The following is a 24,216-nucleotide window of genomic DNA, read 5'->3' on the forward strand; positions in this document are numbered from 1 at the left end:
AATAAACGGGAAAGCATCGTTGTTTTTCAAAAAAACCTGCGCACTCTCATGCTGCCGGTTAAGCATAGACTCGATCATATTTTGGACAATTTAGTTAGTCACACTCAGGGCAGGGAGGACCATCATCTGAACAAAACTAGGTACCACAATCCGAACAGATGTAAATGGGGAACCAATTCGAGCTGATTGCATCTTTGGCTTCTCGGTCACAATAGGGCAAGAATCGTATGAGTTCATGGCTTACCTTCTTTGGGTTTGACTATTGATATGTTCAATATTTAAGGTCTTAAGGTTGTTGCTTTTTTGGGATTTCAGTTCCCAGGCTCCCTGCGCCCGGCCAGCCTTATGCTGTTAGTAGACTTTTACTTTAACGCCTTCCGCCCATTGTTCCACCCCCTTTCTTTGCATTACGGTGTTATTAAAAAAGCAAACAGAAGACATCCATCATTCCCATTCCTCTACCCGCCGATTTACCCTTTTTTCCCTTTTTCGATCATATTCCCTCCCGCTTCGAATAGTAAGCGTAGGCGGAATGAGCTGTTTCGGTCTTGGCAACCACAGCTTTTTTGATTTATTTTTAGATTTCTCACATTTCATGGTAGACACACCCGTTATCTTATTCAGTCATTATAGTTGAAAGTGGAAGCTCTATCCAATCCATTCCCCTGAAATGTGGAAGGGTGGATAAAAGCAAGACCGATTTAAAAACCTGGCCCCTAATACCCATGAGCCGAAACACAATGAGAATCTGAATTCGGCTAAACATTTTTCAATATTATTAAATGCCTTTTTTGTGGAAAAATGGACTGTTATTCAGCATGCCCCTACTGCAAGTCGGATTCATTCGATAAGCTAATTTCGAATTCATATGGTATATCACTAGTGTCCGGTTAAAGTTGACTAAAAACTGTATAACATAATGTTTTAAATATAAATAACTTCGTTTTTACACGGGCAACCCCTTGATTTTGGCTTTTGGCACCAGTATCTCCCTTCCCATGACATAAATGCGAAGGGAGATACACATGTATCAAGGGAGAACCGTCTTTTCACAGGTATTGGACTTTTTGCCACGGAAAAGCTTTCGTACCTGTGTCAAGCGTTATAACGGCAACTACCGAATTCGTTCTTTCTCATGCTACGAGCAGTTCCTGTGTATGGCATTTGCGCAACTGACGTATCGTGAAAGCTTGCGCGATACAGTTCTTTGCTTACGGGCAATGCACAACAAGCTTCATAACGTCGGGATCCAGTGTAAAGTTTCCAAAAGCACGCTTGCCGATGCCAACGAGAAACGGGATTGGCGGATTTACTGCGACTTCGCCCAGGTCCTGATCGGACAGGCCCGGAAACTTTATGCGGATGACGATTTTGGCCTCCAGCTTGACGAAACGGTATATGCCCTGGATGCCTCCACAATCGATCTTTGCCGCTCGGTCTTTCCGTGGGCGCGGTTTCGGTCAACCAAAAGCGGGATAAAAGTACATACGCTGCTTGATCTCAGGGGCAATATCCCGTCATTTGTATCCATAACCGATGCCAAGGTTCATGATGTCAACATTCTCGATGAACTGCTCCCGGAACCCGGTTCGATTTATGTGATGGATCGCGCCTATCTTGATTTTGAAAGACTTCATAGACTGCACCGTGGAATGGCTTTCTTCATCCTTAGGACCAAAGTCAACACCAAGCTCAGACGGCTCTATTCCGCTCCAGTGGATAAAGCCAGTGGCGTTATCTGTGATCAAACCGTCCGTCCGGTGGTGTATAAATCGGCCATTGCCTATCCAGAGAAATTGAGACGGATCAAATATTTCGACACTGAAACCGGAAAGCGCCTGACGTTTGTAACCAATCACTTCGAATTAGAGGCCCGGACAGTAGCCGACTTGTACAAGTATCGCTGGCAAGTGGAACTGTTCTTCAAATGGATCAAGCAGCATCTGCGGATAAAGAAATTTTTTTGGGTTTCAGAAACCGCCGTAAAGACCCAGATTTGGATCGCTATATCCGTTTATGTGCTGGTGGCCATCATGAAAAAGCGTTTGGCGCTTAACCAGAGCCTCTACACAATTTTACAGGTTCTGAGTATTACTCTTTTTGAGAAAACCCTTATTTCATGCGCATTGACAGAAAGCAATTACAATAATAAATTTACTTCTGGACATATCCAACTGAATTTGTTCAGTTCTTAACCGGACACCAATGATGGTATATAAAGCCGAAACCGCGTTTGAATTTCATAAGTTGATCAGAAAAAAATCGAGTTCGGCCACATTTTTTAAATATTTCACTTCTATTAGGATCCAGATCACATTGATTCCATCTTTTTATGTCCTGTTTGTCTATAATGATGAATGGCAATAAATTGGAAGACGATGAATTTAGAATATTTTGGGATTATAAGCGGAAAGGTTCAGGGGGGACCAACGGTGCACTTAATCGAATTAAAATTTTCGAAGCATTGAGAAATTCACAGGTTTTTTGTCATAGATACGAACAAAATCGTCAAAAAACAAAAATCAATAACATTTCGTCTCTTTTTAGTGGTATTGGCCTATCTGTTCATATTGAATTGGATGTGTTGAATAAATCAAATATCGGGTTTCTTTCTAAGTGGTGGATTGGCCAATAATTGCAGAAATATAGACTGATTAATCTTTTTCATGGGTTCTAAGAAACTCCTTTTCCGTGGCCAGATCCTTTGAGCTTTCCATACGATATAGGAAAACCTTACCTTCCAAGTGATCGAACTCATGCTGAAAAATTACTGCCAACATACTATCAAATGTTTCATTTCTCAGTCGCCCTTTTCGATCGATGAATGCCACTTGAATTTCTTTGTGTCTTCGCACTTTTCCCCGTAATCCGGGAATACTTAGGCAACCTTCCCATCCAATGTTCATTTTATCGGATACGGCCAATATTTCAGGATTTATGATTACAGTCGGCTTCATATCAGGTGCAGTTGGATATTTTGATGTCGGACGGGAACCCATAATAAAAATCCTCAAGGGGGCGTAAACCTGGGGTGCAGCAAGACTTAGACCAGTTGTCGTATCAGCTAATGTTGCCAACATGTCATCAATCAACTCTTGAACATGATTGGATTCCAATTCATCAATAGGTTGTGCTTTTTCTCGTAAAATAGGATTCCCTATCTGGGCAATTTGTAACAGCCTTGGCATTTGAACTCCTTCTTTTTGTTGTTCAAAGCGGACACTGTAATCCAACATTTTTGTCATTCCATAAAGCAGCAATTTCTACCAAAACTTGCTTTGCTTTCTTTGAAATTTCCCCTAAATCTGCTTCGGAAACACTTTTTATAAACTTTACGACACTTTTCTCATGAACATGGGTCATGAGCACCTGTCTTGTCTGCTCACTGAGTTTTAGATGCCTTTCTTCCTTTAGCATTTCAGCAATGCAATCATGGTTCATAAACTGTAAAGCATATAAAGCGCGGAAGCGAGTACGCCACCAGTCTTTCATGTGCAACGTTTCTAACAGGCCTTTTATAGCTTCTGCATTTTCAGTGTTTTTGACCGTCCACACCTCCCATCCTGTTCCGAAATAAATCGAAACGAGCAGTAGCAGGGCCATTACGTTCGGGCGAGTCTCGTTCTTCCAATTTTTTAAGTCGGACAAATAGGGTTTGAGCTGCCGCCCGTAGATTTCCACAAGCCTATAGGCCCAACCTTCAGTACGCCATTTAGAAGCAAGCCTCTCCGTCAGCATCGGTAACTCATCATTCGGAATCGTTGCAGCGGCCGCAGTGTTGCTGCCGGCTATGTGCCTGGCGAGCTTTTGAGCAATTTCCTCGGCGATATCTTCTTTAAATCGATTAAAAAGATAAGTCTCGATCCGCCGCAGATCATTCTCCAATTCAGTCTTGCCAGTTTTGCGCAAAGGAAGAGCGTATAGGATGCTTTGGGAATCACTCTCTTGGATAGTTAAATAAATTGGCCTCGGGGCGGGTCGGACGGTTACGACACCTAAAGTATAACTGCGATCCTTGTCGTCGCTAAGGCTGATTGGAAAAACATCTTCGATATGTTGATCTACACTTTCCGATACGCTGATTTTAACTTTCACCCCCGGTTGGCCAAAACAAGGATACCCTACGCTCTTGAACTCCAGGTATTTTTTTTGGCTTTTCCCTTTTCCCATGGAAAACCTGTCTGACAAATGACGCTGAAACTTATCGAATCCCCAACCGGTCAGTGCCAATTCAACATCCATTCCAACCACTAACAAATTGTCGATCTCCATTGGAGCAAAAGGCTGTGTAGTTTCGTAGCAAGCCATGGCGTGGTCTATCTTTGAGTTTAGTTTGCATTGATATTTTAATTTTGGTTCAACAATCGGGGCATTTTTCTCGGCAACCCCAATAATTAAAACACCACCCTGGGTATTGGCGAAAGCAGCCAATGTCTGAAATATTTTTTGTGAAAGAAGTGGGTTTAACGGAGGTTTTTGATCATTTCGCCACAGTACCGGGCAAAGGTCAAGAGCTGCGTCGTATTCAAAGGATGCTTTGTATTCAAGGATGGTTGATTCCTGTTGGTGAGTGCGAAGAAATTGAACAGGATTCTTTATAAGCATGTCCAGTAATGTTTGAACCTGGTCGGATTTATCAATATAATTCATTTAGCATCTATATTATAAGCTTCGAGCTTCTCTTAAATAAGTAGTATAGTATAGCAACTTATTTTATTCATTATTGATAGATTATAACGAATGATTAAGTTTACATAATTTGTTAGTAGTTCAATTGCTATGAGCAAAATAATTAATTGCAATGCGATTAAGAAAGTTTTTATAAATTCGTCCAAAAAATGCTTTAAAAGAATTTCCCCGCAGCAGAGTTGACGGGGTATTAATACAACTCTAACGGCATCTGTTTATTATACGAAGCAAAGCTTCGGCGAATTTAACCCTAAGGGATTAAATTTATGGAATTATGAGTTGAAAAATTATCTAAGAAAACCTATTCTTATACCTTTTAATTGAGCTAAAAGTATTATTTTATCACGTCTTGAATATAATATTCGTATAATATATGTTGAAAAAATTGCTATGGATGTATCCATAAAATTTTTAAATGGCTATAAACCACAAATGTCGTCAAGTGCGATAACGTTCTCATTACCAAGTAATTTTATATATTCTGTTTGATCCGTTGAAGCTGCAGCACCCCAAATTTGAACATTAACTCCATCTCTTACCAGTCCTTGAATAACCTGGACGTAGTCTTTATCTCCAGTAACCATTATTGCTTTATCAAGTTGGGTTTTATTCTCCTGTAATGCGAACACTTGTTTTTGTCGTACAACATCAGCCAATTTAAAATCTACTGCATTCTCAATTTTATTTGTTTCTTTAGGACGGTCAATATTAAATCCGCAATTAATATATGCTGGAATTAATGCACTTTCTGCAGGTCGTTCCCAAAATGCGACAGAAACTTTATATTCAGCATCAGGTGATAAATCACGCCTACTTGCTTCTTCTAATAACCTATTTAATACATTTGAGAGAAATGAAACTCTATCGGAACCAGAAGGAAATATTTTTCCGCGTTTGGAGGTGATTCTCTGAAGACTTCTAATAAAGTTTTCATGGTCAATAAACATACCTATTTTTCCTCTTACAACATTCTTTTTAAAATTTTTTTCATGGGTTTTAATTCTCAATCGACCATCCGTTTGCATTTGATGTTTAAGCCATAATCCAAGTACTTTGCCTCTAATCTTTAATTCGTTAGATTGTGAGGTTACAACATCACAAGATTTCAAATTTTGTAAGGCTCTATTATAAACAAGTTGATCATTTTGACGCATTTCTTGAAAAAATTCTTTTTGAAGCACTTTTTCACCTTGAGATTGAAGTCGAAACATTTTTTCGATAAAACGTTCTTCATCTATTCCTAGCTGATCTGTAGGCCACCAATAAGAAAAGTTTTCATCATTAAGAAGAATTGATTCATTAGTAATTGTGATTACATCTCCAGGTATCGGAACAACTCTATGCTCGTCGTTTAATAGATCTACTAATTCTGCGCCATATCTCTGGACAAGCCATGGATAGCCGCCGGTATATTCATAAACTGTATCAATTGTTTCCTGAGGTATTTTTATCCATTTTTGAAAACCTGCACGTAGAACATTTGAAGTACCCTCATGTGAAAGGAATGAAACTGGTAGAGGTGATAAATGTCCAAACAAACGTTCTTTTTTTGTAATAATTTTAGTTAAATCATTAAATCGTATAGAGCCAGTAAAAAATATAAAAATTCTATTTTCATCAATTTGAGATCTAAATAAATTTAATACCATCGTGTTGGGTATAGATTTATCGCTTTGCCTATTAATTGCATATAAAAGATCTTGAAATTCATCGATCATAAAAAGCGGTTTTTTTCCTGGCATTACTTTATTTAAAGAATCAATCGTTTTAGAAAATGATATTTCTGGTTCAGATAAAAACTCATTTTCGTCAGGTAGAATAAGCTGGGATCCTCTTTGGTTACATGATGATTTTAATTTATTACACATATCGAAAATAACTTTACCCGATTGAACTCCACCATCTAAGCTTGATTGATTTGCGTCGAAGTTAATATAAACAGGTATAACATAATCTGGTAACTCACGAGGGAGGAAGTTTAGAATAGATGTTTTTCCTACGCGACGTATCCCATCTAAAAAATATCGTGCATTTTGAACACCGTCAACAAAACTATTTTTGAGTCTTGTTAAAACATCTTCTCGTCCTTGAAACAATGTTCCTCTTTCAGGTGAAAGAGGTTTTCCAGCATCAAAAATTCTTTCAATGACCGGTGAGGAAAAAGCTTCTGAAAAAGTACTTATTGGTACATTAAGCTTTGAGATACCCATATCGATCTCGTTAATACCATCAGCGGAAGCTTTGATCCAAGCACTAAAATTTAATGAACTTTCTTTGGTATTAATAGAACGATAATTTTTACTGATCGACACAGGAATAAGTTCACTTGCCTTCGGCGCTAATCGTTGAATAGTAACTTTACCCGAATCATTTAGAATAACAGAATCATTTTCGATACTAATTTTTGCATCAATATCTTTTAGTTCTCTATCGGAAGAATTAGTGAACCGAAAAACAACACGAGTTGTATCTGATTCCAAGCTTATAAATGAGCTTTCTAGTTCTATTTTGATATTTGGTGTTATTCCTGCTATTTTGGACAAATCACCAATTACTCTTTCAATAACCTTTAAATAGGGTATTAACAGTTCCGATAAACCCCGTGAGGTAGATACAGATTGCGTATCGTGAACAATTTTTATAAGTCTCCTCTCATAATTGGTTGCATTTTCATGGAAATATCTTCTTGAATCCATCGAATCAGTTTTGAAAAACTGTTCAACAACCAACGTCAAATTTTCTATTATTTCTATGACATCTTCGCAACCCACAGGATGCATGTCTTTGATAATGTTACAAAAATCTTTAATAACCCTTGACTCAGATAAAAAAGTCGTAGCAGAATCCATATTAGTGAAATTTGCAACTACCCATGAATACTTTTCGGGTAGCTGACTAATTTTTTGACTTTTATTAATCTGTTTGGAAAAAGAATTAGTTTGAGTATTTTTTATTTCTTGATCATTTGTTTCTATTTCTATTTGATTTTTGGTATCTACATCTTTGAAACGATTAAATGTTTTTAAAAGGTCTTCATCAACTGTAAATTTATATGCAATATTGTAAGCCTTTTTTCCGAGTTCTAAAGAATTATTTCTGACACACAATTCTAAAAGGTCTCGGCAAATATTATCAAGAGCTCTTGGTGGGCTATTTTTATTTGTCTTAACAATTTTAACACCTCGCTGTAGAATTTTAAATGCTTCATCTACATTGTCTTTTTCTTTTTCATAAACTTGAGCCAATTCTAAGTAATTAGGGATGTATCGAGGAGAGATTTTAATCCTTGCTTTCAACCAAACTATAAGAGCATCTATTTGGCCTTCAATAATGGCTTTGTTAATATAATCTTTAAGATCTTTTATATCAAAGATTGGCTCTTCAGCAGGAGGTAGAATCCAGTCGGATTGGTTTAGCATTCTAGCAACATATTCTTTTTGCAAATTTTCATCTTGTAAATCGTAAGCTACAACAAAGGCAAGAGGATCAAATTGATTTGTTCTCATTTTTGGTACGATATTTAAAAATTTTTCTTTTTCGCCTAATTTATGAGAAAATGCTAAGACTACCAAAAATAAGTCTTCATCATGAATTTGCATGTTAAGCATTGGATATAAGATTTCGTACATACGGTCTTCTGAGCCTTGTTCGAAATACAATACAGCAAGATTCCATAAAACAACGCTCCTATCGTTATCGTTTTTTATAGGGCTTTTCTTTAATTTGTTAAGTATTTGTTCTGCAGCGGGAAGATTTCTCTCTTGCAAATGTAAATACGCCATCCAATTTTGTATTTCCAGATTATCAATTTGAAGAAGCCAAATATTTTTTAGGATTTCTATTGCATTTTTGAGATCATTTGGATTTCCTATTTTGGCTATCCTTGGGATTGCGCGAAATTGTCTAGCCAAATCTTTATTTTTTACAAAACCTAAATTAGGAGGTTTAGGTGGTTTGTAATTAAGCTTATTACGAGCTTCGGAATATAAATATGATTTTACTTCGTTGGCGCAATTTAGAACGGAGGTGTAAACGTCTTTATATCTATTATCTGCTGATGCAATTCTAATATCACTAAGTTCAATTTTGCTAAGTTTTCCAACTTCCTCAGGATTAACAAGTATTCCACTATCTTTAAGCGAATCAACAATCTCACCAAATCCAGTGCTTCTAAGTATTTGCTCCCATTCGTTTCTTTTTTCGGCAAAATCTGGAGATAATTGAAGTCGAAATGCTACTGGCAAATTAGCGTTAGCATAACTACGAATCTTCGGACGATCATTGGATATCAAATATTTAAGCGTACCCTCAAATGCGTTGGCTGCCGTTTCTGATAGAATATTATCTTTAATTACCGGTTGAATTTTTGTAAAGTTATACCTTCTTTGGCGTTGGTCAAATCTTCTAATAAGTGCCGGCTTTACGCATGAATTATAGACCTCGTTCTGAATTTTAATCAGGTCGGATGATGGCCCTTCAGCGATATCTTGAACTATTGGTGGAAGTAATGTTTTTAAGAATATATCTGCTGCCTTTTTCAATAAGTCATCATGATAAGATTGATATTTCTTCGCATTTCTTGACACTAATATTTTACACATTTCACAATAGATATTAGTAACCCAAAATCCTTCATAAAATAAACCTTCTATCAAAAATTTTTCGGCAATCTTAATTACATTTGTTACAGCAGGAGCCAAAAATATATTATTTAATTTTGTCCGATCCCAAATATCGTATTGTTTTTTTGCAAATTTTAAACTTCTTATTTCCCCTGAAAGATCATTTTCATATTTAGATGCCAATTCAATAGTACGTTCAATCACACCGCCAAACTTTTCGTTAACATCATTTTCGTTGTTAAAATAATTTTGCCAGTAAAGTTTATCAAATTTCTTTTCAACAATATTTTCTTTTTTTAATTCATCTTCTGTCAAGTTTCCTTTTTTCAATATTGATGATTCTTCATCAGTATCGATCAATGTATCCTCGCTGGATGTCAAAATATTTATTGGTTCAATTAATAGTTCTAAATTTTCTTCATCATCCAGTGTCATTTTCAATGAAGATAATAATTCTATAGCATTATTATTATCGGGATTAATTTCTATTACTTTTCTTAGTATATCTTCTTTATATTTATTATCTTCGACAACATCTGCAAACATCAAAAGTGCAGTTTCGTTTTCTTTATCGATTTCAGTTATGGTTAATAAAATTTGTTTGGCCGCTGGTATATTCCCACAAGCTATGTTTTTCTTTGCATTTTCCATGGCGTCATCAATGTATGACTTGCGAGTTTCATTAATTGTTTTAAAATTCGCATCTGATGATGATTTCAATGCTTTATCAATAAGATTTAAACGAATACAAATATCATCTTCAAGATAAGACAAATAGTAGCAGGCATATGTACATGCTTTTGGGTCCTCGGAGTATTCGTCCATAATTTGATCTAATATAATTTTTGCTTGTTGAAAATCCTTGCTTTTAATTGCCGCTTGGGCTTTACGCAAACTCTCATTACATCTTTTATCCATTGTTTATTCCTCATCAATATTTTTGTTTTATGATGATTAATTTACTTTAATAGCTAAAAATAGTATCACGCATTTTATTAAAATTAATATGGAATTTTACGACATATATTTAATAGTGAAGTTTTTAATTCTTCTTTGCTTTTAGCATTTTGTTTTCGCATACCAAGCCAACGAGTTAAAATACGCCGTTCAGATTTAAAATAAATTGCTACGTTAGGCTGAATTTCTAAACATTTTACGATTGAAGAAACATTCTCACGCAACATTACTTTCCATTCATTTTCAAGCATCCAAATCGACATTGGTGCCCGGATGCTTGATTCCAATAACCGGTACATAAAGGGCTCACATGTTTCAAAATAGGCAACGGCACGTTCAAGACAAGCCATGCCTTCTTCCGGGTTATCATATTGAAGCTTGGCTAATCCAAAATATTTTTGCGCCAAGCTAGACTGCCAGCATTCTACAATCGGGAAGTGAGCTTTGACGATAGCGTACAGGTCATTAAAAGCCTTTATTTTTCTGCGTTTTCGGCTAATGGCCTGCCTAAAAGCTAACTCAACTTGATAAAGCCAATAAAATTTATAATCAATAGATTTCCCGTACTTTTTCAAGCATTGTGATGCTTTAACGAAAGCTTTTCTGGCCTGCGGGAATTTTCCCCACCTACTGTAAATCATACCAAGATACCCATAGTTGCGGTGCCTATCCTCGGTTCTAATCATCTTCAGCACTCTTCTTTGCAAAGCGGACGCTTCTTTATAACGCCCCATGGCATCATATAACTGGCTCAATGAACTGAGATTTTTCGCTCGATGATGAGGTAACGAGTCGATGCAACGCTCAAATGCTTTTTCTACCTTTTTGTGGATACGTTCTGCTTCTTTATACTGAAATGTATCTTTCAAAGCTACTGCATAGCTGTTTTGCATCTCTAGATATTTTAATTCTCGAACCAAACCCTTTCTTTTGTAACGCCGATAAATTTTTTCGGCATTTGTTAATTCTTGGAATGTTTCCCGGACCTCTCCAAGGTGGCAATGACAGCATCCCTTCCGCCAATAAGCTTCGAACAGAGCTGGAATACTGAGTTCTTGGGGGGGCATTAATACATCCGTTTCCAAGTGAGTAATTAGTCGTATGGCATTTTCCATACACGAGTTGATCATTTTTCCACTGTACTGACTTTGAATCAGCTTTAATTGCTCGTCAACTATGACAGGTCCTGCGAGATTGGACAGGTCTGGGGTGGACTTGAAAACCTTTGTGATAACATCAAACAGGGATTTACAGGGATATGATTCGATAGTTTTTTGGCTTATTATGTCCTTTTGAGAATGAGCTACCCATAATCGGCTTATGGTTGAACGTTCCTTTATTATGGCTTTAACCTTTTCTGAGATACCTTCAACCGAACCAAGTTGACCATATCTATCGACATGACCGGTAGCGGAAATATTTGATGGTATAGGTTCTTTGGTCAGAAATGAATAAAGTGCGATGGCAAGTGGTAAATCCATTGAAGTACCCTTAACTTGCAAGTCTTCCGTTCCCAAATGATCCAAAATCATGAAATGATAATTTCTTGGATCCCACCACTGGGGCAAACCACTTCGTTTCTCGACTACTGCACAAACGGCGGCCCCCACACGATCTAACTGCCAGAGTCTTTGTTTAGGCATGTGCGCTTTTCCACCATTGACCACCACCAACTCTCGCATCATGCCGTTGTTGGCAACCACTGGAAACCAAATGCGACCAATAGGGGAAAAAGCGTTTTGTTGTGAACTTTTTTTAAGGGGCCTTAGCAAGGAAGGCTCTATCACATTCTGATCGAGGGATCGTAGCTTGGTACGGCTGGCTGCGGAAATATGCTGCGGACAGCGGTTCAAGTAGAATAAGATCCGCCTGAGTATCCAGTCTTTAAAACCAGCCAGCGTTTCCCAATTATTGACTGCCGTGGCAATCAAAGTGTTGATATTGCCGCTATCATCTAATTCACAGATATTATGCCAGATTACGTTGGATTCTTGGTATACGACCGATCTATCCATTTAAGTCCTTCTGATTTGCTGAATTGCGAATGTGAACTTATAGGTGATAGCGTTAATTACAAGGGTAACAGGGTGTTCGCTTGGCAGCTTTTTTAGATTCCCTAATGCCACTTCATAGACCCCAGGCGTATTGTCAATTGCATTTATCTTGCGTTGCCGTCCCTTAACAATTGCTTTCTCTAAAATGTAATCCTGAGCACAAATAACCCTCAATGTGATAATGTCGCGGATTTGGAGGACTAACATCTTGAAATTTTCAAATGATGATTCGGCTAAAAGTTTAATTTCAGAAAGGCTTATGTCCTGGTCTTGGGCAGCTACCTGATATGGTTGAAGTTCTAATTTTATTTTATCGATTATTATAATCCCATCCTTTGTTGTAATGACAATTGGCGATGCAGTATCTTCATATAGTTCCTCGTCATATGGCTCAGCAGAACTTGTTGCTCTATTTACCGGGAAAATGAGGTAATCTGTCATGGCAATTTCTTGTTCTTTCCAGTCCAAGTATTCTGCTGTGGGCTTGACCATTTCTGACTCATCTACCCAGAATTTTTCACGGGCATCAAACGTCTGCTGTAACGATTGAGGACTTAAGCTTCCCAATAAACGAATAAAACTTGAGACAAGCACAGGCCGCTCATTAAAAAATGGCAAAAGCAGGTCTACGCCCAAAGGATTGTTTTTAGATTTTAAAACGCCGCTTTCTGGGGGATGAATGAAGGAAGTATCCATTGAAATCGGTATCACCCGAAAAAGTTTTATTGGGTCTTCTGAACTAGGTGCCGAAACGATTAATACCGGTACCCCAATACCCGCGTTTTCTTCTGGCTTAGTGCTCCATATTTGACCTGGTGCCGGCTTTAAAGGCATCGGTTGGGGTGTTGGTTTTTCATTTCTCAATCGTTTAAGGATGGATTGGGCAAATGCGTCTTGAACTTCGGGCCGCTTATGTTCCTGGCGGCTGGGATCAATTTTGGAGATAGTTTTGAAAAGCTCTCTACAAACCCGGCACTTTTGCAAATGAATAAAAATACGTGTTCTTTCAGTTGAATCTGCCGTTTCAAATTTATAGTGGCTCAATTCTTCAGCAGTTGGGCAAAATTGATTCTGAAATGAGCCTATGTCTTTATGATAGCGGTTTTTCATAGCCGCTCCTTTTCCTTCAGCACCAGTATACCAACCAGGTCTGTTACATTGTTCATTTCCTCGGTGCTTGGAAACGAATTGGCTCCATTTTCGCAGAAATATTCTAATATATATTTTGCAGTCTCATTAAAAGATTCTGAAACCGTCCCGGTGGCACATCCAATTTTTTTGGCAACATCGGTTACTTTTAATCCTTTTATGCGGCGCCAATAAAAAACATCTTTCATCCGCACAGTCATACCATCAAATATCTCTTGCGCCATTAGCCGATGATCATAACCACTGATAGCAAGTGATTGAGGTTTTATTTCAGCCTTGAGCAATATTCTGTCGAACGGATTCTCTTCCTGATTTGCAGACTCTGGGTCATCCTTTTGAGATTCTACTCGGGTTATAGCCCTCAGTCCGCACGCCATTTTTACTACCTCTAGTAGATCTGTCTCAGCTATCATACCGCCACAATAGTTGAACAATTCGAAAATGTACGCCTCCATGTCCTTTTTAGATACAATCGGACTACGTTCAGAGTCAGGATTTTTTGAAAAACGAATTTTCAGCTCGCCGGCATTTACAAACGCATCCTCTATTTGATCAAAGGTTGTTGGTTCATCTGTCTCAACATTTGGCATCCTCCAGCATTTTCGCTCACCAACTATTTGCGGCTCATAAGCTTCACGCAAAATAATCATGACCTGTCTCTTGCGACTGTTCCAAAAGGGTATTTGATCGTCAATACTGTTTTGAAGCATGGATAGAAAAGCCGAATATAAATATGTAATAACTTCTTGATCTTCATCGTTTTGAAACTCGATAGTATCGATCCTGCGTTGAAGAGCGCCTCCAGAGCAAATTGTGTCCCAACATGCATTTTGAAAAGTTTCAAATTCTAAAGAGGCAAATCTTCCTAAACATCTCTTAGCTCGATCTCTTTGATTTTTTATAATATCTACAGGCATTATTTTGCCACAGCGGTCAGTGAAGACCTTTGCGATAACACGGTCGACTGTCTCGAAAAAGAAAATCTGGTCCGATTCAGTCCACGTGCCATCTCTGCGTCGTCTCAAGATCTGAATTAGATCATCTGGCATAAGCCTGTAACTCCACTAAATGGTAAAACCTACAACATTTTCATTTTTTCAATCGCAAATGCTAACACCTCACGGCGCACAGTGCCAAGACGTGCTATTGCGCAACCCAACAAAGTCTCTGTGCTCATAGGCTGAGCGCAGGAAACTTTTAAAACTGAAGGGTGGCGAAACAATAAATTTGGAAAATTTTCAACTGCTGGTCTGGCGTTATGGCGCAAGTGGCCTTGTGCTTTTAAATCAAAAAGAATGTCCTTGGCCTTATTTATGGAGCCTGTTTTTGTCGTAAAAGGAATTATTGTTACATTCCCCGACTGTACCTTAACGATTAGTACGCGTCTTGCATATGGTTTCGCTTCTCTTAAGGGCTGATTGAAAGTTACTTCAGAATCTGGAATCAACATAATTTGACCGGCAGCTATGGAATTGCTTAAGGCATTCATGTAGTTTTTTAGGGATTTGCGAATTAGTTTGGCAGTTTTAACATCGCAGGGTACTAACTTAAATGGTTGGTGCTGCAACAATGAGGTCTTAAGATTAAAACGCCAAAGAAACGAGAAAAGATGAGCGTTTAGCTTGTAGGAATAAGCTACTACATTTTTCCAATTTTGAATTTTTTTCAGCTCTTCTGTCAACCCTTGCTCGCTATTATTTAATCCGGGGACCACCAAATGTCTAGCTTCTGACCCTGGAATTAAAGTTGTCTGGCGAGGATTAGGCAGACGATTGTCCTCATTTCGATTGATATGAAAGGATATGCAAGAATCATCTAATAAAGCTATCAAGGGATGGTCAAATTTGAAACGATCCGCCATAGAAATCCCAATCAGATAATTTTCATTTAGGAAAACTACACGTTAGGCAATTAAACAGCAAAATCTGTCAGAAATCCACAAGCGTCTTAGAATCAGCTATTAGTTAAAATGGGCCAAATTCGAATCAATTGATTTTTCTTCTAAGTAAACGCAACTTTTTACACAATATATAGAATTGATATAACTTTTAAACCACAATTTATAAGATAAAGAGATATCATCGCCAGGGTTTATTTCTCGGTCTAGTCCCGGACGAATGCCCGAGGGGATTCGCTAATAAACCTTCCATGGTTTGGGTCAAGTAAGCTGAAAGCATTGGCATTATCATTTCAATCGACTGCACGTTTTTTAAAAATCAGGATAGTTATCTCGATTTTCCCAAAGTATCGCATACTTAACAAATCATAGGAAAAAGGTCAAACTGGTATTCTGTGACATATCGATATTACAGTATATTTTGGTTAAATATGAACCATTTTTTTCACCTTAAAATAAAAAATCGACTGTTCGATACGATTAACTATCTAAAATAACTGTTTTTCAATCGTCTAAACCTTAAAATAGGCTCCGGCTGCGGCCTATAGTTTATCACAACCCCTTATTTACCCTTCCGGGGTCGACCAAAAGCCGTTCTTAGGGTGGTGTGGCCAAAGAGTAGCAGGCTGGTTGATCGGAGGGCATGGTGGAGAGGCGGTGCCAATTTGGCATTTCGCATTGACTCGACTTCTACTGTAAAATTATAGGACTGAGGATTTTCGTATAAAAATCTGCCACTTTTCCTTTATGTAGAGGGTGAAGCGACAAATAGGCAATACCACACATATTTCAGAACTGGCGATGAACTGCAATATGATCCAACTGAGTTCAATCCATTAACAGGTACAAGTAGCCAGATTCCCCAATCCAAAGCCGTTTTTGCAACCAAGCAAAATTGCATTCAAGTCTGTGTAACACAGATGTAACAAATATCCGGTCACTGAAGGGATTTTGATGGTAAAACCGGGAATCCCGATGTGTTAGACAATAGATTGTTATAATAATTTTTACGATAACTTAGGAAATATTATGCAAGATCGGGATAACGCAGGAAAATGGTAGAACTTGGCCCTGAAAATCCCCGTGTCGGCAGTTCGATTCTGTCCCTCGGCACTTACGATTATAAAGCCTACTGTTTATGCAGTAGGCTTTTGATTTTTTTAGAGATACTGACAATTTTGATCGATTCCGACTGTTACACCAAAGTCTTACACCAAGTGACAGACGGAGGTGATCAAAATGGGTTCCCCCTCCTACCGATGCCTTTGGTTTGGATGTATTGGCGGTCCTTATCCGTCAATTTGAATCGGGATTGGAATTTGTAGGAATAGCGGAGAATTCACGCCGTCCCGCTATTCACATTTACCCATTTACTGCTATCGTTTATTGAGATGTTCCGGCCCGTCCCTGAACAGTCGTGATGGGATGGCTATTTTTCCCCACCGAGCTTTCCATCTTTTTTATTATTCCTGCGAGAGTCTCTAATGCTTTGTCATAGTCATAGCTATTGATCTGGGTCTCAATATCCAGGAGGAGTGAGGGATCAAGATGCGCTTTGACAGCGTTTAGATCCTTTTGAACCACCGTAGGGTCGGCGAGCCTGAGCGCATCGGCCAGCCGTTTCAACATGGGGATCGGGTCTGCCCCACCCACAGGGCGTTCCCGGTGATCTAAATCGTCGGATTCCGGGGCAGCAACGATGGATTCCAACGATTTCAGCACCTGATTCAAAGCGGTTTCCACGTTTTCGACCAATGCAGGATCAGGAGACCTGGAAGTTGCTTCATTGCTTGTTGTTTCGAGTTCCTGTGCAGCGGCTTGCAGCTCGTTGGCGCCGATATTGGCCGCCCCCCCTTTGACACTGTGCGACAACTGTCGAAGCAATTCCCAATCCTTACTGTCGTAAGCGTTTTTTATCTTCTTTGAGGTATCTTGATTGTTCATGAAGAATGTGTTGAGGATCCGTTTGAAGGTATCCCGGTCTATTTCAAGCCGGTCCAAGGCATCTTGAATGTTGATTCCCGGGAGGCTTGCCGGGAGGTCTCCCATCCCGGCGGCCCCGCTGTGCGGTCTTTTTTTTCTCTGGGGCACCAATTGGTGCGCTTCAACTGGGGGCGCCTTTTCTGTGGATCGGATGGTTTTGCACAGGGTTTGGAATAATTTGCCTTGATCAATCGGTTTGGAAACATATCCATCCATTCCAGCGTCCAAACACTTTTCCTCGTCCCCCTTCATGGCGTGGGCGGTCATGGCGATGATGGGAAGCGATCGAAACCGTAGGTCTTTTCGGATCGTCCGGGTCGCCTCGTATCCGTCCATTTCCGGCATCTGAATATCCATCAGCACCCCGTCGAAGGCCCTCCTGTCAAGGGCTTTTATCGCTTCTTTCCCATTGGCGGCAATCTCGACAAAAATCCCTGCATTCTCCAGAATTGCCGAGGCGATTTCCTGGTTGGTCGGGTTGTCTTCCGCCACCAGAATCCGGATTCCCTTTAATCGCTCTTTGGAAATGGATGTCGCCTCGCTGATCAACTGATGATCAGCCACGCTTTCCATCGCCTTTTTCCCAAACGTATCCATGATGGCATTAAAAAAGGTGGAGGGGGTTATCGGTTTGGTAAGAAACGCGTTGATGCCGGCCTTTTCGGCCTCGAGCCTTTCCGTTTCTTTGCCGAAGGCCGTCATCATAATGATGGGCAGATCAAGATTCAATTCCCGGCGGATTTTCCTGGACACTTCAATTCCATCCATCTCCGGCATCAACCAGTCCATGATAACCAGGTCAAACGGTTTTCCCCCGATCCTGGCTTTTTCCAGCCGGCTTAACGAGTCTTTGCCTGAAAAGACCGATTCGACATGATAGCCAAACGACCTCAGCATCCTTTCGGCAATGATCCTGCTCTCGAGGCAATCGTCAACCACTAAAACATTCAACCCCTGAAGATCTTGCGGGGGGGCAAGCGTTGGTTCCCGAACCGTTGGCTGCCAACCCAAACGGGCCGTGAAGGTAAACGTGCTGCCCGCGTCCAATTGACTTTCAGCCGTTATGCTGCCGCCCATCATCTCAACCAATTTCTTACATATGGTCAGTCCCAGACCGCTGCCCCCGTATTTTCGCGCAGTGGATGTATCCGCCTGGCTAAACGGCTTGAAAAGCTTGTCAAGAATTTCCGGTGCGATACCAATGCCGGAATCCTTAACAAAGATGGTCAAAATGATCTGCTCGGTATCCAACGGCCGGGCTAATTTTTCCCACCCTTTAACGCCTTCAATAATAATCCCCCCCGGTTTGGTGAATTTGATCGCATTGCTTACCAAATTGGCCAAAATTTGCTGAAGGCGCAAGGGATCGCCAATTAACGATGTTGGTGTTTCATGGGGGATGTCGATAAGCAGTTCAATCTTCTTCTGAGCGGCTTTCAGGCCGAAAACTTCCGAAACCCGAATCAGCACATCCTCCAAGCGGAACGGACGGGTTTCCAATTCCATTCTGTCAGCCTCGATTTTGGAAAAGTCCAGGATGTCGTTGATCACTGTGAGCAGGGATTCCGCAGAGGTGCGAATGATTCTGAGATAGTGTTCTACCTTGGGGGGCAGCTTTTCATTCAGGGCCAGGTCGGCGGCACCAATAACACCGCTCATGGGGGTCCGGATTTCATGGCTCATGTTGGCCAAAAACTCTTCCTTGGCCCGGGTGGCAGCCTCGGCCGTTGCCTTGGCCTCGCGAAGTTCTTCATTGGTCGTGCGTAGCTCGACGGTACGCGCTTCGACCTGTTTTTTAAGCTCCGCTGCGTGGCTGGTCAGCAATTCCTCCTTTGCCTGATAATAATCGATTTTTTCTCTCAGCTCTTCGGGCGTAACTCTGAAATCGGCCAGCATTTCACGATAGACGTCCATGAGGTCTTCGGTTTCTTTGGGATCAAAACTCACCCCGCGGGTCATGGCTTTGTGGGCGGCGGCGGCCCCGATGTAACCGGTCAACGATCGTTCCACTTCGTTGTAGAGCTTGAGAAAGTCAGTGATGGGAATCTGGTTGTTCTCTTGAGGTCCCAATGCCTGCAAGCCCTTTTTGATTATGGTGGAAACCTGGCCGGGGCCAAGATATTGGGCCAGCAAGTTCTCTATCTGCTGTCTTTTGGTGAGTAAATCAACAAAGGCTTTTCGGGGAACAAGACGGCCAACGGCGGGCGGGGCGGCCAAAATGCCCACAAACTCTTCCGCCAGTCGTTGTTCCTCTTCGTTTTGCTTGAAAAAGAGAGACCCTATAATGTACAGCCCGATGTTGAAGAGCATTGTCCAGAACACCGCATGGCTCATATAGTCCAATCCAACCACCCCAAAGAGTTGTTCGGGTTTCAAAAACGTTATTCCCCAGGGTCCGTCTTCTAGCAAGCTGATCGGCAACCACCGGCTTTTCACCAAAAACGGCATCAGCAAGGTGTAAAACCAGATCAAAAAACCGGCACTCAAGCCCAGCAGCGCGCCGGCCTTGTTTCCTTTGCGCCAAAAGATACCGCCCAAAATGGTCGGGACGAACTGGAGCACAGCGGCAAAGGAGATCATGCCGATACTAACCATACTATAAGGATGCCCGATTTGCGGTTCCACATACTTAAGTACAAGCCTGGATAATTCCACTTGTTGCTCAAACCAGTAACTCAAGATGAGGACGCCAACCACAGCCATCCATTTACATTCCAGGAGGTGACCTTGCAAGAAAGACAGCCAGCGAATCCTTCCTAAAAGGGGTAATACGAGATGATTGGTCACCATGGTCGAAAGCGTCATGGCGCTGATCATAACCATGCCTGTGGCGGCAGCAAAGCCCCCAATGAAAACCAACAGTCCCAACCAGGGGTTGTCTTGAATTATCATCAGCCGGGGGGTCAAAAAATCTATTCCCTCGGGCGAAAAGCCCATCAACAGGCCTCCTGCGGCGATGGGGAAAACAAAAATGTATATCAACAGCATATAGACCGGAAATAGCCACATGGCGGTGAGGATGTGCCTCTGATCATAATTTTCCACTACGGCAACGTGGAACTGATGTGGTAGAAAAAGAACGGAGGACATGGCCAGTAGCGTGTAGGTCGCTATTATTGGGACCGGGGAGGTCCCGGATTGGGAAATGCTCGGCATCGTCACGAACCGGCTCTCGGACAAGCGGTGGAAAATGTCGGCAAATCCATCATACGTGAAATAAGTGACCGAAATGCCAACCACCAGAAATCCCAAAAGCTTGACCATTGACTCGACCGACACGGCCATGACCATACCCTCATGACGTTCGGTGGGGTCTAAGCGCCTTACACCGAAGATGATCGTAAATAAAATCATGATTCCAATGAGAATGGGGCCAACGTCCATCTCATACCAGATAGTCTGCGTGTGGCTAGCCGAAATGAGCGTGAAGGTTGAAAGAATGGCTTTTAATTGAAGGGCGATAAAAGGAATGACACCGCAAAGTGAAAGGACCGTTGCGATGGACGCAAGTGCCTCGGATCGATCATAACGCGCCGAAATTAAGTCGGCGATGCTGTTAATGTGGTAGTGGGTCCTAATCTGGACCAACTTGCGAAGGATCAGCCACCAGAGCATGATAGAAATCGTCGGCCCCAAGTACAAGGTGAGGAACAACATACCGGAGTTGGCAGCAAGATCGACAGTGCCGTAGTAAGTCAGTGTGGTAACATAAACAGCCAGAGAAAGGGAATAAATGACCGGATTGTTGACCAGGCTTTTTCCTTTGGCCGCTTTTCGCTCCACCCACAGAGAAATGGCAAACAGGCATCCAACGTAAAAGGCAATCGTTATAATGACGATCAGGGGATTGAACATCGCTATTGTTCCGGCGTCTCTTGCTGGGCCTGCCCCACCGACCAATATCAGCCCAATGGATTCATGGCAGTTTGTTTTGACTGCCAAAACGTTTGGCATTTAGGATACTACTGGAATAATACGTTATCGAATCGAAAAAACGATCATTGCCGAACAGGCTTTTTATTCTGTAATGCAGAGGCGTCGTGGAGCAATTGAAACCCGTTTCAAGCGCGAGGATGGATTGTCAACAATCGAGTATATCATGTACCATTTCGGCCTGTTCTAACTGTTTACCCAGCAGGTTCCTGCATCGGCAGGCATTCTACAGAGCGAATTGAAGCCCGGTGCATCTCAATCAAAATTATTATAGGCGATAACCAGCCGTTCAACAAGGTTCAAGAATGGTTTGTTCAACGGTCCTATCATGCATCGGACTTCTTTTCAGCATCGGTCGATTCGGTCTAAAAAAAAGACTGCCTTTTGGTGGCTTGGGCGGTTTTGGTTTTTAATTGTGGAACAGGAGTGTGGCAGACTCCATCTGTCAAGAAAAATGTTTAATGGATCTAGCCTGAAAACCTTTAAAACTGTTTTTATCGGTTTTAAAAGCCTATGACACATTTTAGCTAATTTTGGATTTTTTTCACACACAGGATTTAGACGAGAGAGTACCATTCTGATCCTTTATCCAACCCATCACCCCAACTCCACCCCATCCCCGATTTCATCATCAGTCAGCGCCCTCCCTTTTCCAATCCGATGCCACTTCCACAGACATCCTCGGGAGCAAGTGGCGGTAGCATGCTGGGCGATGAATACAGCAGGATGCCCTTTCATTGGGGTCTGTTTACCATCATCTTTAGGGAACGCCGAATCCAACCTGGTTGTTATGAAATCGAATGCGTGTGAACGGATGGTGTCGATACCCTTAGTCTGGATGTAGAGGCTGTCCTTGTCCGTTAACTTGAATTGGGATCGGAATTTGGAGTTTTTTAGGAAGGTGAGGGCTGTGGCGATTTGGTTGGTCATAATTTGGAAACGGCCCTATGATCCAATTTATTTTCTGACCGATAAGTAGCGTACTCGATGCCAGGCCCAATAGGCAACATGATTCATATATATGAAGACATGCGCTATACATGAAATTAAAATGATACGAATTTAGTTGGTACCCATGTCAACGGCAATTGGAAGGTAAGCGTCATGAAGACCCCACATCCACGAGACTGGGCGGATTTTTTCCACCGCCTCCCGCGATGGGTCATCCCGCTGATCTTGATTCTCCTATTTGGGCGATTCGTGCTGGTGATCTTATTTCATCTGTTATCGTGATGCCCTTATTGGTTTCCGTTTAGACTCGATGGTATTTACGCCATGTATTGAGATGAAATCAATGCTTCCCCCCATTTCGCTTGTCTGGTGGCTGCTTTACTATAATAGAGAAAGCTTTGAGACACCGTTAACCATCAGTTGCCATGGCGGAACGGAACGGATCTTTAGATGAACACCAAGACAGCAAAGGAGGAATGCATGCAAACGCTTTATCCGTCAAGCGATATCAGAGAAAACGCCTTTACCCCCCCGAGCGGTGACGTTTTAAAGTGCGTTGATTTTTTGGCGGAATCATTGACGGCCGCAGTCAGCGGCAATCCCGACGCACCTGTGAAAGATCCGCCATCACCGCCGAATGAACCGCCCATCAAAGAGCCGGACACGCCGCCGAAAGGACCGTTTCCACCGCGCCATCCGCCCGTGGAAGAGCCTCCGGACGCGCCGCGAAAGTCGCCGGTGGGAGATCCGCCGACGGACGACCCGGATCGGACACCGGCACATCAATCCTGAAAATGGGGGACGGTTGGAAGCACCGGTTCGCCAATTTGAAAGACAGTGTCGACCGGATGCCGGCCAGTTAGTCCGTCGGCCGCCTGCGACAGTCCGGCCCGGGCCGTCGGTCGAGTCTTTCGCAATCGGAGAAAGGATCGTAATCGGCCTCTACGGCCGTGTCTTTTTTTAGATCAACACGAATCATCGCTCTTGACACAAGTCCTCCGATAATCGCACTGCCTTTCCAATCTGCAAACATCTCACCATCATAAATAACAAGGCCGGACGGTGCAATGGAGGGCACCCAAAATGTCCGAGGGGCTTCGAAATCAGGACGGGTATGATGATCGGGGATCGGCTCACCCGAGTAGTGGTCACCATTCGATACGATCGGCCAGCCATAATTTTTGCCGGCAATGATCAGATTCAACTCATCGCCGTGAAGCGGCCCCATCTCATGGACCCACAACCGCCCTTCATCATCAAAATCGACTCCCAGCATGTTGCGGTGACCGATGCTCCAGAATTGTTTAGCCATCTCACCCCGATTTTGCCACGGATTGTCATTCGGCACGGTGCCGTCGTCATTTAAGCGCAGCACCTTGCCAAGATGGCTGTTGAAATGTTGAGCCGGTGCAAGTTTCTGACGATCACCGGAGGTAATGAACATTTTACCGTCGGGGCCGAATGCAATGCGATGGCTGTAATGTCCTTTCCCCGTTACTTTTGGTTCCTGAACCCACAGTTTTTCCACGGATGTAAGCGTTAGCGGAGTGTTTTTTAGATTGAACTTTGCACGGACAACAACAGCACCGATTGTGGAATGATCATCTGCACTTTCGGCATAAGATAAATAAACCCAGGAATTGTTTTCAAAATCAGGAGATAGATAAAAAAGCGCATAGATGTAGCTCCGTTTTTTATTCCAATCAAAGTTTATTTATCACCTTGTATGATCAAGGATAGCAGTAAATTTCAATAGGGATGAACCCTTTCCAAATAAGCGACATGATTTTGCTCATCCTCGGCCAAATCCTGGAAAATCTTTTTTCCGGCGCTGTCATCGGTACCAGCAACCGCCTCTATGTAGAGATCCCGAATCCGCTTTTCAAACGTTAATGCCGATTTAAGGGCTACTTCCAACTCCATGGGTTCCTCCTTGGATTAATGGTATCTGTTGTGGGGGTAGTACCAGAAGTAAGTCTAT

14 protein-coding genes are annotated in these 24,216 nt (G+C 41.7%); 3 read left to right on the plus strand and 11 right to left on the minus strand.

The window, feature by feature from the left end; genetic code table 11:
* Positions 1-1,025: 1,025 nt before the first annotated feature.
* Together Dvar_RS26140 and Dvar_RS26145 are read left to right on the plus strand one after the other, a co-directional pair.
* Positions 1,026-2,195 (plus strand): IS4 family transposase, encoded by a 1,170-nt coding sequence (locus Dvar_RS26140; RefSeq protein ID WP_419656065.1) that lies wholly within the window; start codon positions 1,026-1,028, stop codon positions 2,193-2,195.
* Positions 2,196-2,368: 173 nt separating this feature from the next.
* Complete coding sequence (locus Dvar_RS26145; RefSeq protein ID WP_419656066.1) at positions 2,369-2,635, plus strand: hypothetical protein; 267 nt, start codon at positions 2,369-2,371, stop codon at positions 2,633-2,635.
* A gap of 19 nt (positions 2,636-2,654) precedes the next feature.
* Here Dvar_RS26145 and def read toward each other — a convergent pair whose 3' ends face one another.
* The 9 genes from def to Dvar_RS26190 form a co-directional block, all read right to left on the minus strand.
* Positions 2,655-3,236, minus strand: coding sequence for a peptide deformylase (def, locus tag Dvar_RS26150; protein WP_419656067.1), 582 nt, complete (start codon positions 3,234-3,236; stop codon positions 2,655-2,657).
* Positions 3,211-4,650 (minus strand): helix-turn-helix domain-containing protein, encoded by a 1,440-nt coding sequence (locus tag Dvar_RS26155; RefSeq protein ID WP_419656068.1) that lies wholly within the window; start codon positions 4,648-4,650, stop codon positions 3,211-3,213. The genes def and Dvar_RS26155 overlap by 26 nt, the downstream gene beginning before the upstream one ends.
* A gap of 458 nt (positions 4,651-5,108) precedes the next feature.
* The gene (locus Dvar_RS26160; RefSeq protein WP_419656069.1) at positions 5,109-10,229 is read right to left on the minus strand and encodes a hypothetical protein; all 5,121 of its coding nucleotides are present in this window, start codon (positions 10,227-10,229) and stop codon (positions 5,109-5,111) included.
* Between the two features lie 83 nt (positions 10,230-10,312).
* Positions 10,313-12,283, minus strand: a complete 1,971-nt coding sequence (locus Dvar_RS26165) for a tetratricopeptide repeat protein (RefSeq protein WP_419656070.1) — start codon at positions 12,281-12,283, stop codon at positions 10,313-10,315.
* The gene (locus tag Dvar_RS26170) at positions 12,284-13,432 is read right to left on the minus strand and encodes a hypothetical protein (protein WP_419656071.1); all 1,149 of its coding nucleotides are present in this window, start codon (positions 13,430-13,432) and stop codon (positions 12,284-12,286) included.
* Positions 13,429-14,388, minus strand: coding sequence for a hypothetical protein (locus Dvar_RS26175; protein WP_419656072.1), 960 nt, complete (start codon positions 14,386-14,388; stop codon positions 13,429-13,431). Before Dvar_RS26175 ends, Dvar_RS26170 begins: the two co-directional genes overlap by 4 nt.
* A gap of 161 nt (positions 14,389-14,549) precedes the next feature.
* The gene (locus Dvar_RS26180) at positions 14,550-15,332 is read right to left on the minus strand and encodes a hypothetical protein (RefSeq protein ID WP_419656073.1); all 783 of its coding nucleotides are present in this window, start codon (positions 15,330-15,332) and stop codon (positions 14,550-14,552) included.
* Positions 15,333-16,751: 1,419 nt separating this feature from the next.
* Positions 16,752-21,206, minus strand: coding sequence for a response regulator (locus Dvar_RS26185; protein WP_419656074.1), 4,455 nt, complete (start codon positions 21,204-21,206; stop codon positions 16,752-16,754).
* 675 nt (positions 21,207-21,881) lie between these two features.
* Positions 21,882-22,214, minus strand: coding sequence for a DUF4186 domain-containing protein (locus tag Dvar_RS26190; protein WP_419656075.1), 333 nt, complete (start codon positions 22,212-22,214; stop codon positions 21,882-21,884).
* A gap of 501 nt (positions 22,215-22,715) precedes the next feature.
* Here Dvar_RS26190 and Dvar_RS26195 point away from each other — a divergent pair.
* Positions 22,716-23,027: a hypothetical protein gene (locus tag Dvar_RS26195; RefSeq protein ID WP_419656076.1), complete on the plus strand. Its 312-nt coding sequence runs from the start codon at positions 22,716-22,718 to the stop codon at positions 23,025-23,027.
* Positions 23,028-23,094: 67 nt separating this feature from the next.
* On the opposite strand, the gene Dvar_RS26200 is transcribed toward Dvar_RS26195, so the two are convergent.
* On the minus strand, positions 23,095-23,949 hold the full coding sequence (locus Dvar_RS26200) for a PQQ-dependent sugar dehydrogenase (RefSeq protein ID WP_419664163.1): 855 nt from the start codon (positions 23,947-23,949) through the stop codon (positions 23,095-23,097).
* Positions 23,950-23,984: 35 nt separating this feature from the next.
* Positions 23,985-24,158 carry a hypothetical protein gene (locus Dvar_RS26205; RefSeq protein ID WP_419656077.1) on the minus strand — a complete coding sequence of 58 codons (174 nt, stop codon included), beginning with the start codon at positions 24,156-24,158 and terminating at the stop codon, positions 23,985-23,987.
* Positions 24,159-24,216: the final 58 nt, after the last annotated feature.

It is taken from the genome of Desulfosarcina variabilis str. Montpellier, from assembly GCF_048565275.1.
Taxonomy (GTDB): Bacteria; Desulfobacterota; Desulfobacteria; order Desulfobacterales; family Desulfosarcinaceae; genus Desulfosarcina; species Desulfosarcina variabilis.

What these genes read in the sequence shown, in the direction of transcription:
- Dvar_RS26140 (WP_419656065.1), top strand. Translation starts at nt 1,026, where the DNA reads ATGTATCAAGGGAGAACCGTCTTTTCACAGGTATTGGACTTTTTGCCA.
- def (WP_419656067.1), bottom strand. Translation starts at nt 3,236, where the DNA reads ATGTTGGATTACAGTGTCCGCTTTGAACAACAAAAAGAAGGAGTTCAA.
- Dvar_RS26155 (WP_419656068.1), bottom strand. Translation starts at nt 4,650, where the DNA reads ATGAATTATATTGATAAATCCGACCAGGTTCAAACATTACTGGACATG.
- Dvar_RS26160 (WP_419656069.1), bottom strand. Translation starts at nt 10,229, where the DNA reads ATGGATAAAAGATGTAATGAGAGTTTGCGTAAAGCCCAAGCGGCAATT.
- Dvar_RS26165 (WP_419656070.1), bottom strand. Translation starts at nt 12,283, where the DNA reads ATGGATAGATCGGTCGTATACCAAGAATCCAACGTAATCTGGCATAAT.
- Dvar_RS26170 (WP_419656071.1), bottom strand. Translation starts at nt 13,432, where the DNA reads ATGAAAAACCGCTATCATAAAGACATAGGCTCATTTCAGAATCAATTT.
- Dvar_RS26175 (WP_419656072.1), bottom strand. Translation starts at nt 14,388, where the DNA reads ATGCCTGTAGATATTATAAAAAATCAAAGAGATCGAGCTAAGAGATGT.
- Dvar_RS26180 (WP_419656073.1), bottom strand. Translation starts at nt 15,332, where the DNA reads ATGGCGGATCGTTTCAAATTTGACCATCCCTTGATAGCTTTATTAGAT.
- Dvar_RS26185 (WP_419656074.1), bottom strand. Translation starts at nt 21,206, where the DNA reads ATGTTCAATCCCCTGATCGTCATTATAACGATTGCCTTTTACGTTGGA.
- Dvar_RS26190 (WP_419656075.1), bottom strand. Translation starts at nt 22,214, where the DNA reads ATGACCAACCAAATCGCCACAGCCCTCACCTTCCTAAAAAACTCCAAA.
- Dvar_RS26195 (WP_419656076.1), top strand. Translation starts at nt 22,716, where the DNA reads ATGCAAACGCTTTATCCGTCAAGCGATATCAGAGAAAACGCCTTTACC.
- Dvar_RS26205 (WP_419656077.1), bottom strand. Translation starts at nt 24,158, where the DNA reads ATGGAGTTGGAAGTAGCCCTTAAATCGGCATTAACGTTTGAAAAGCGG.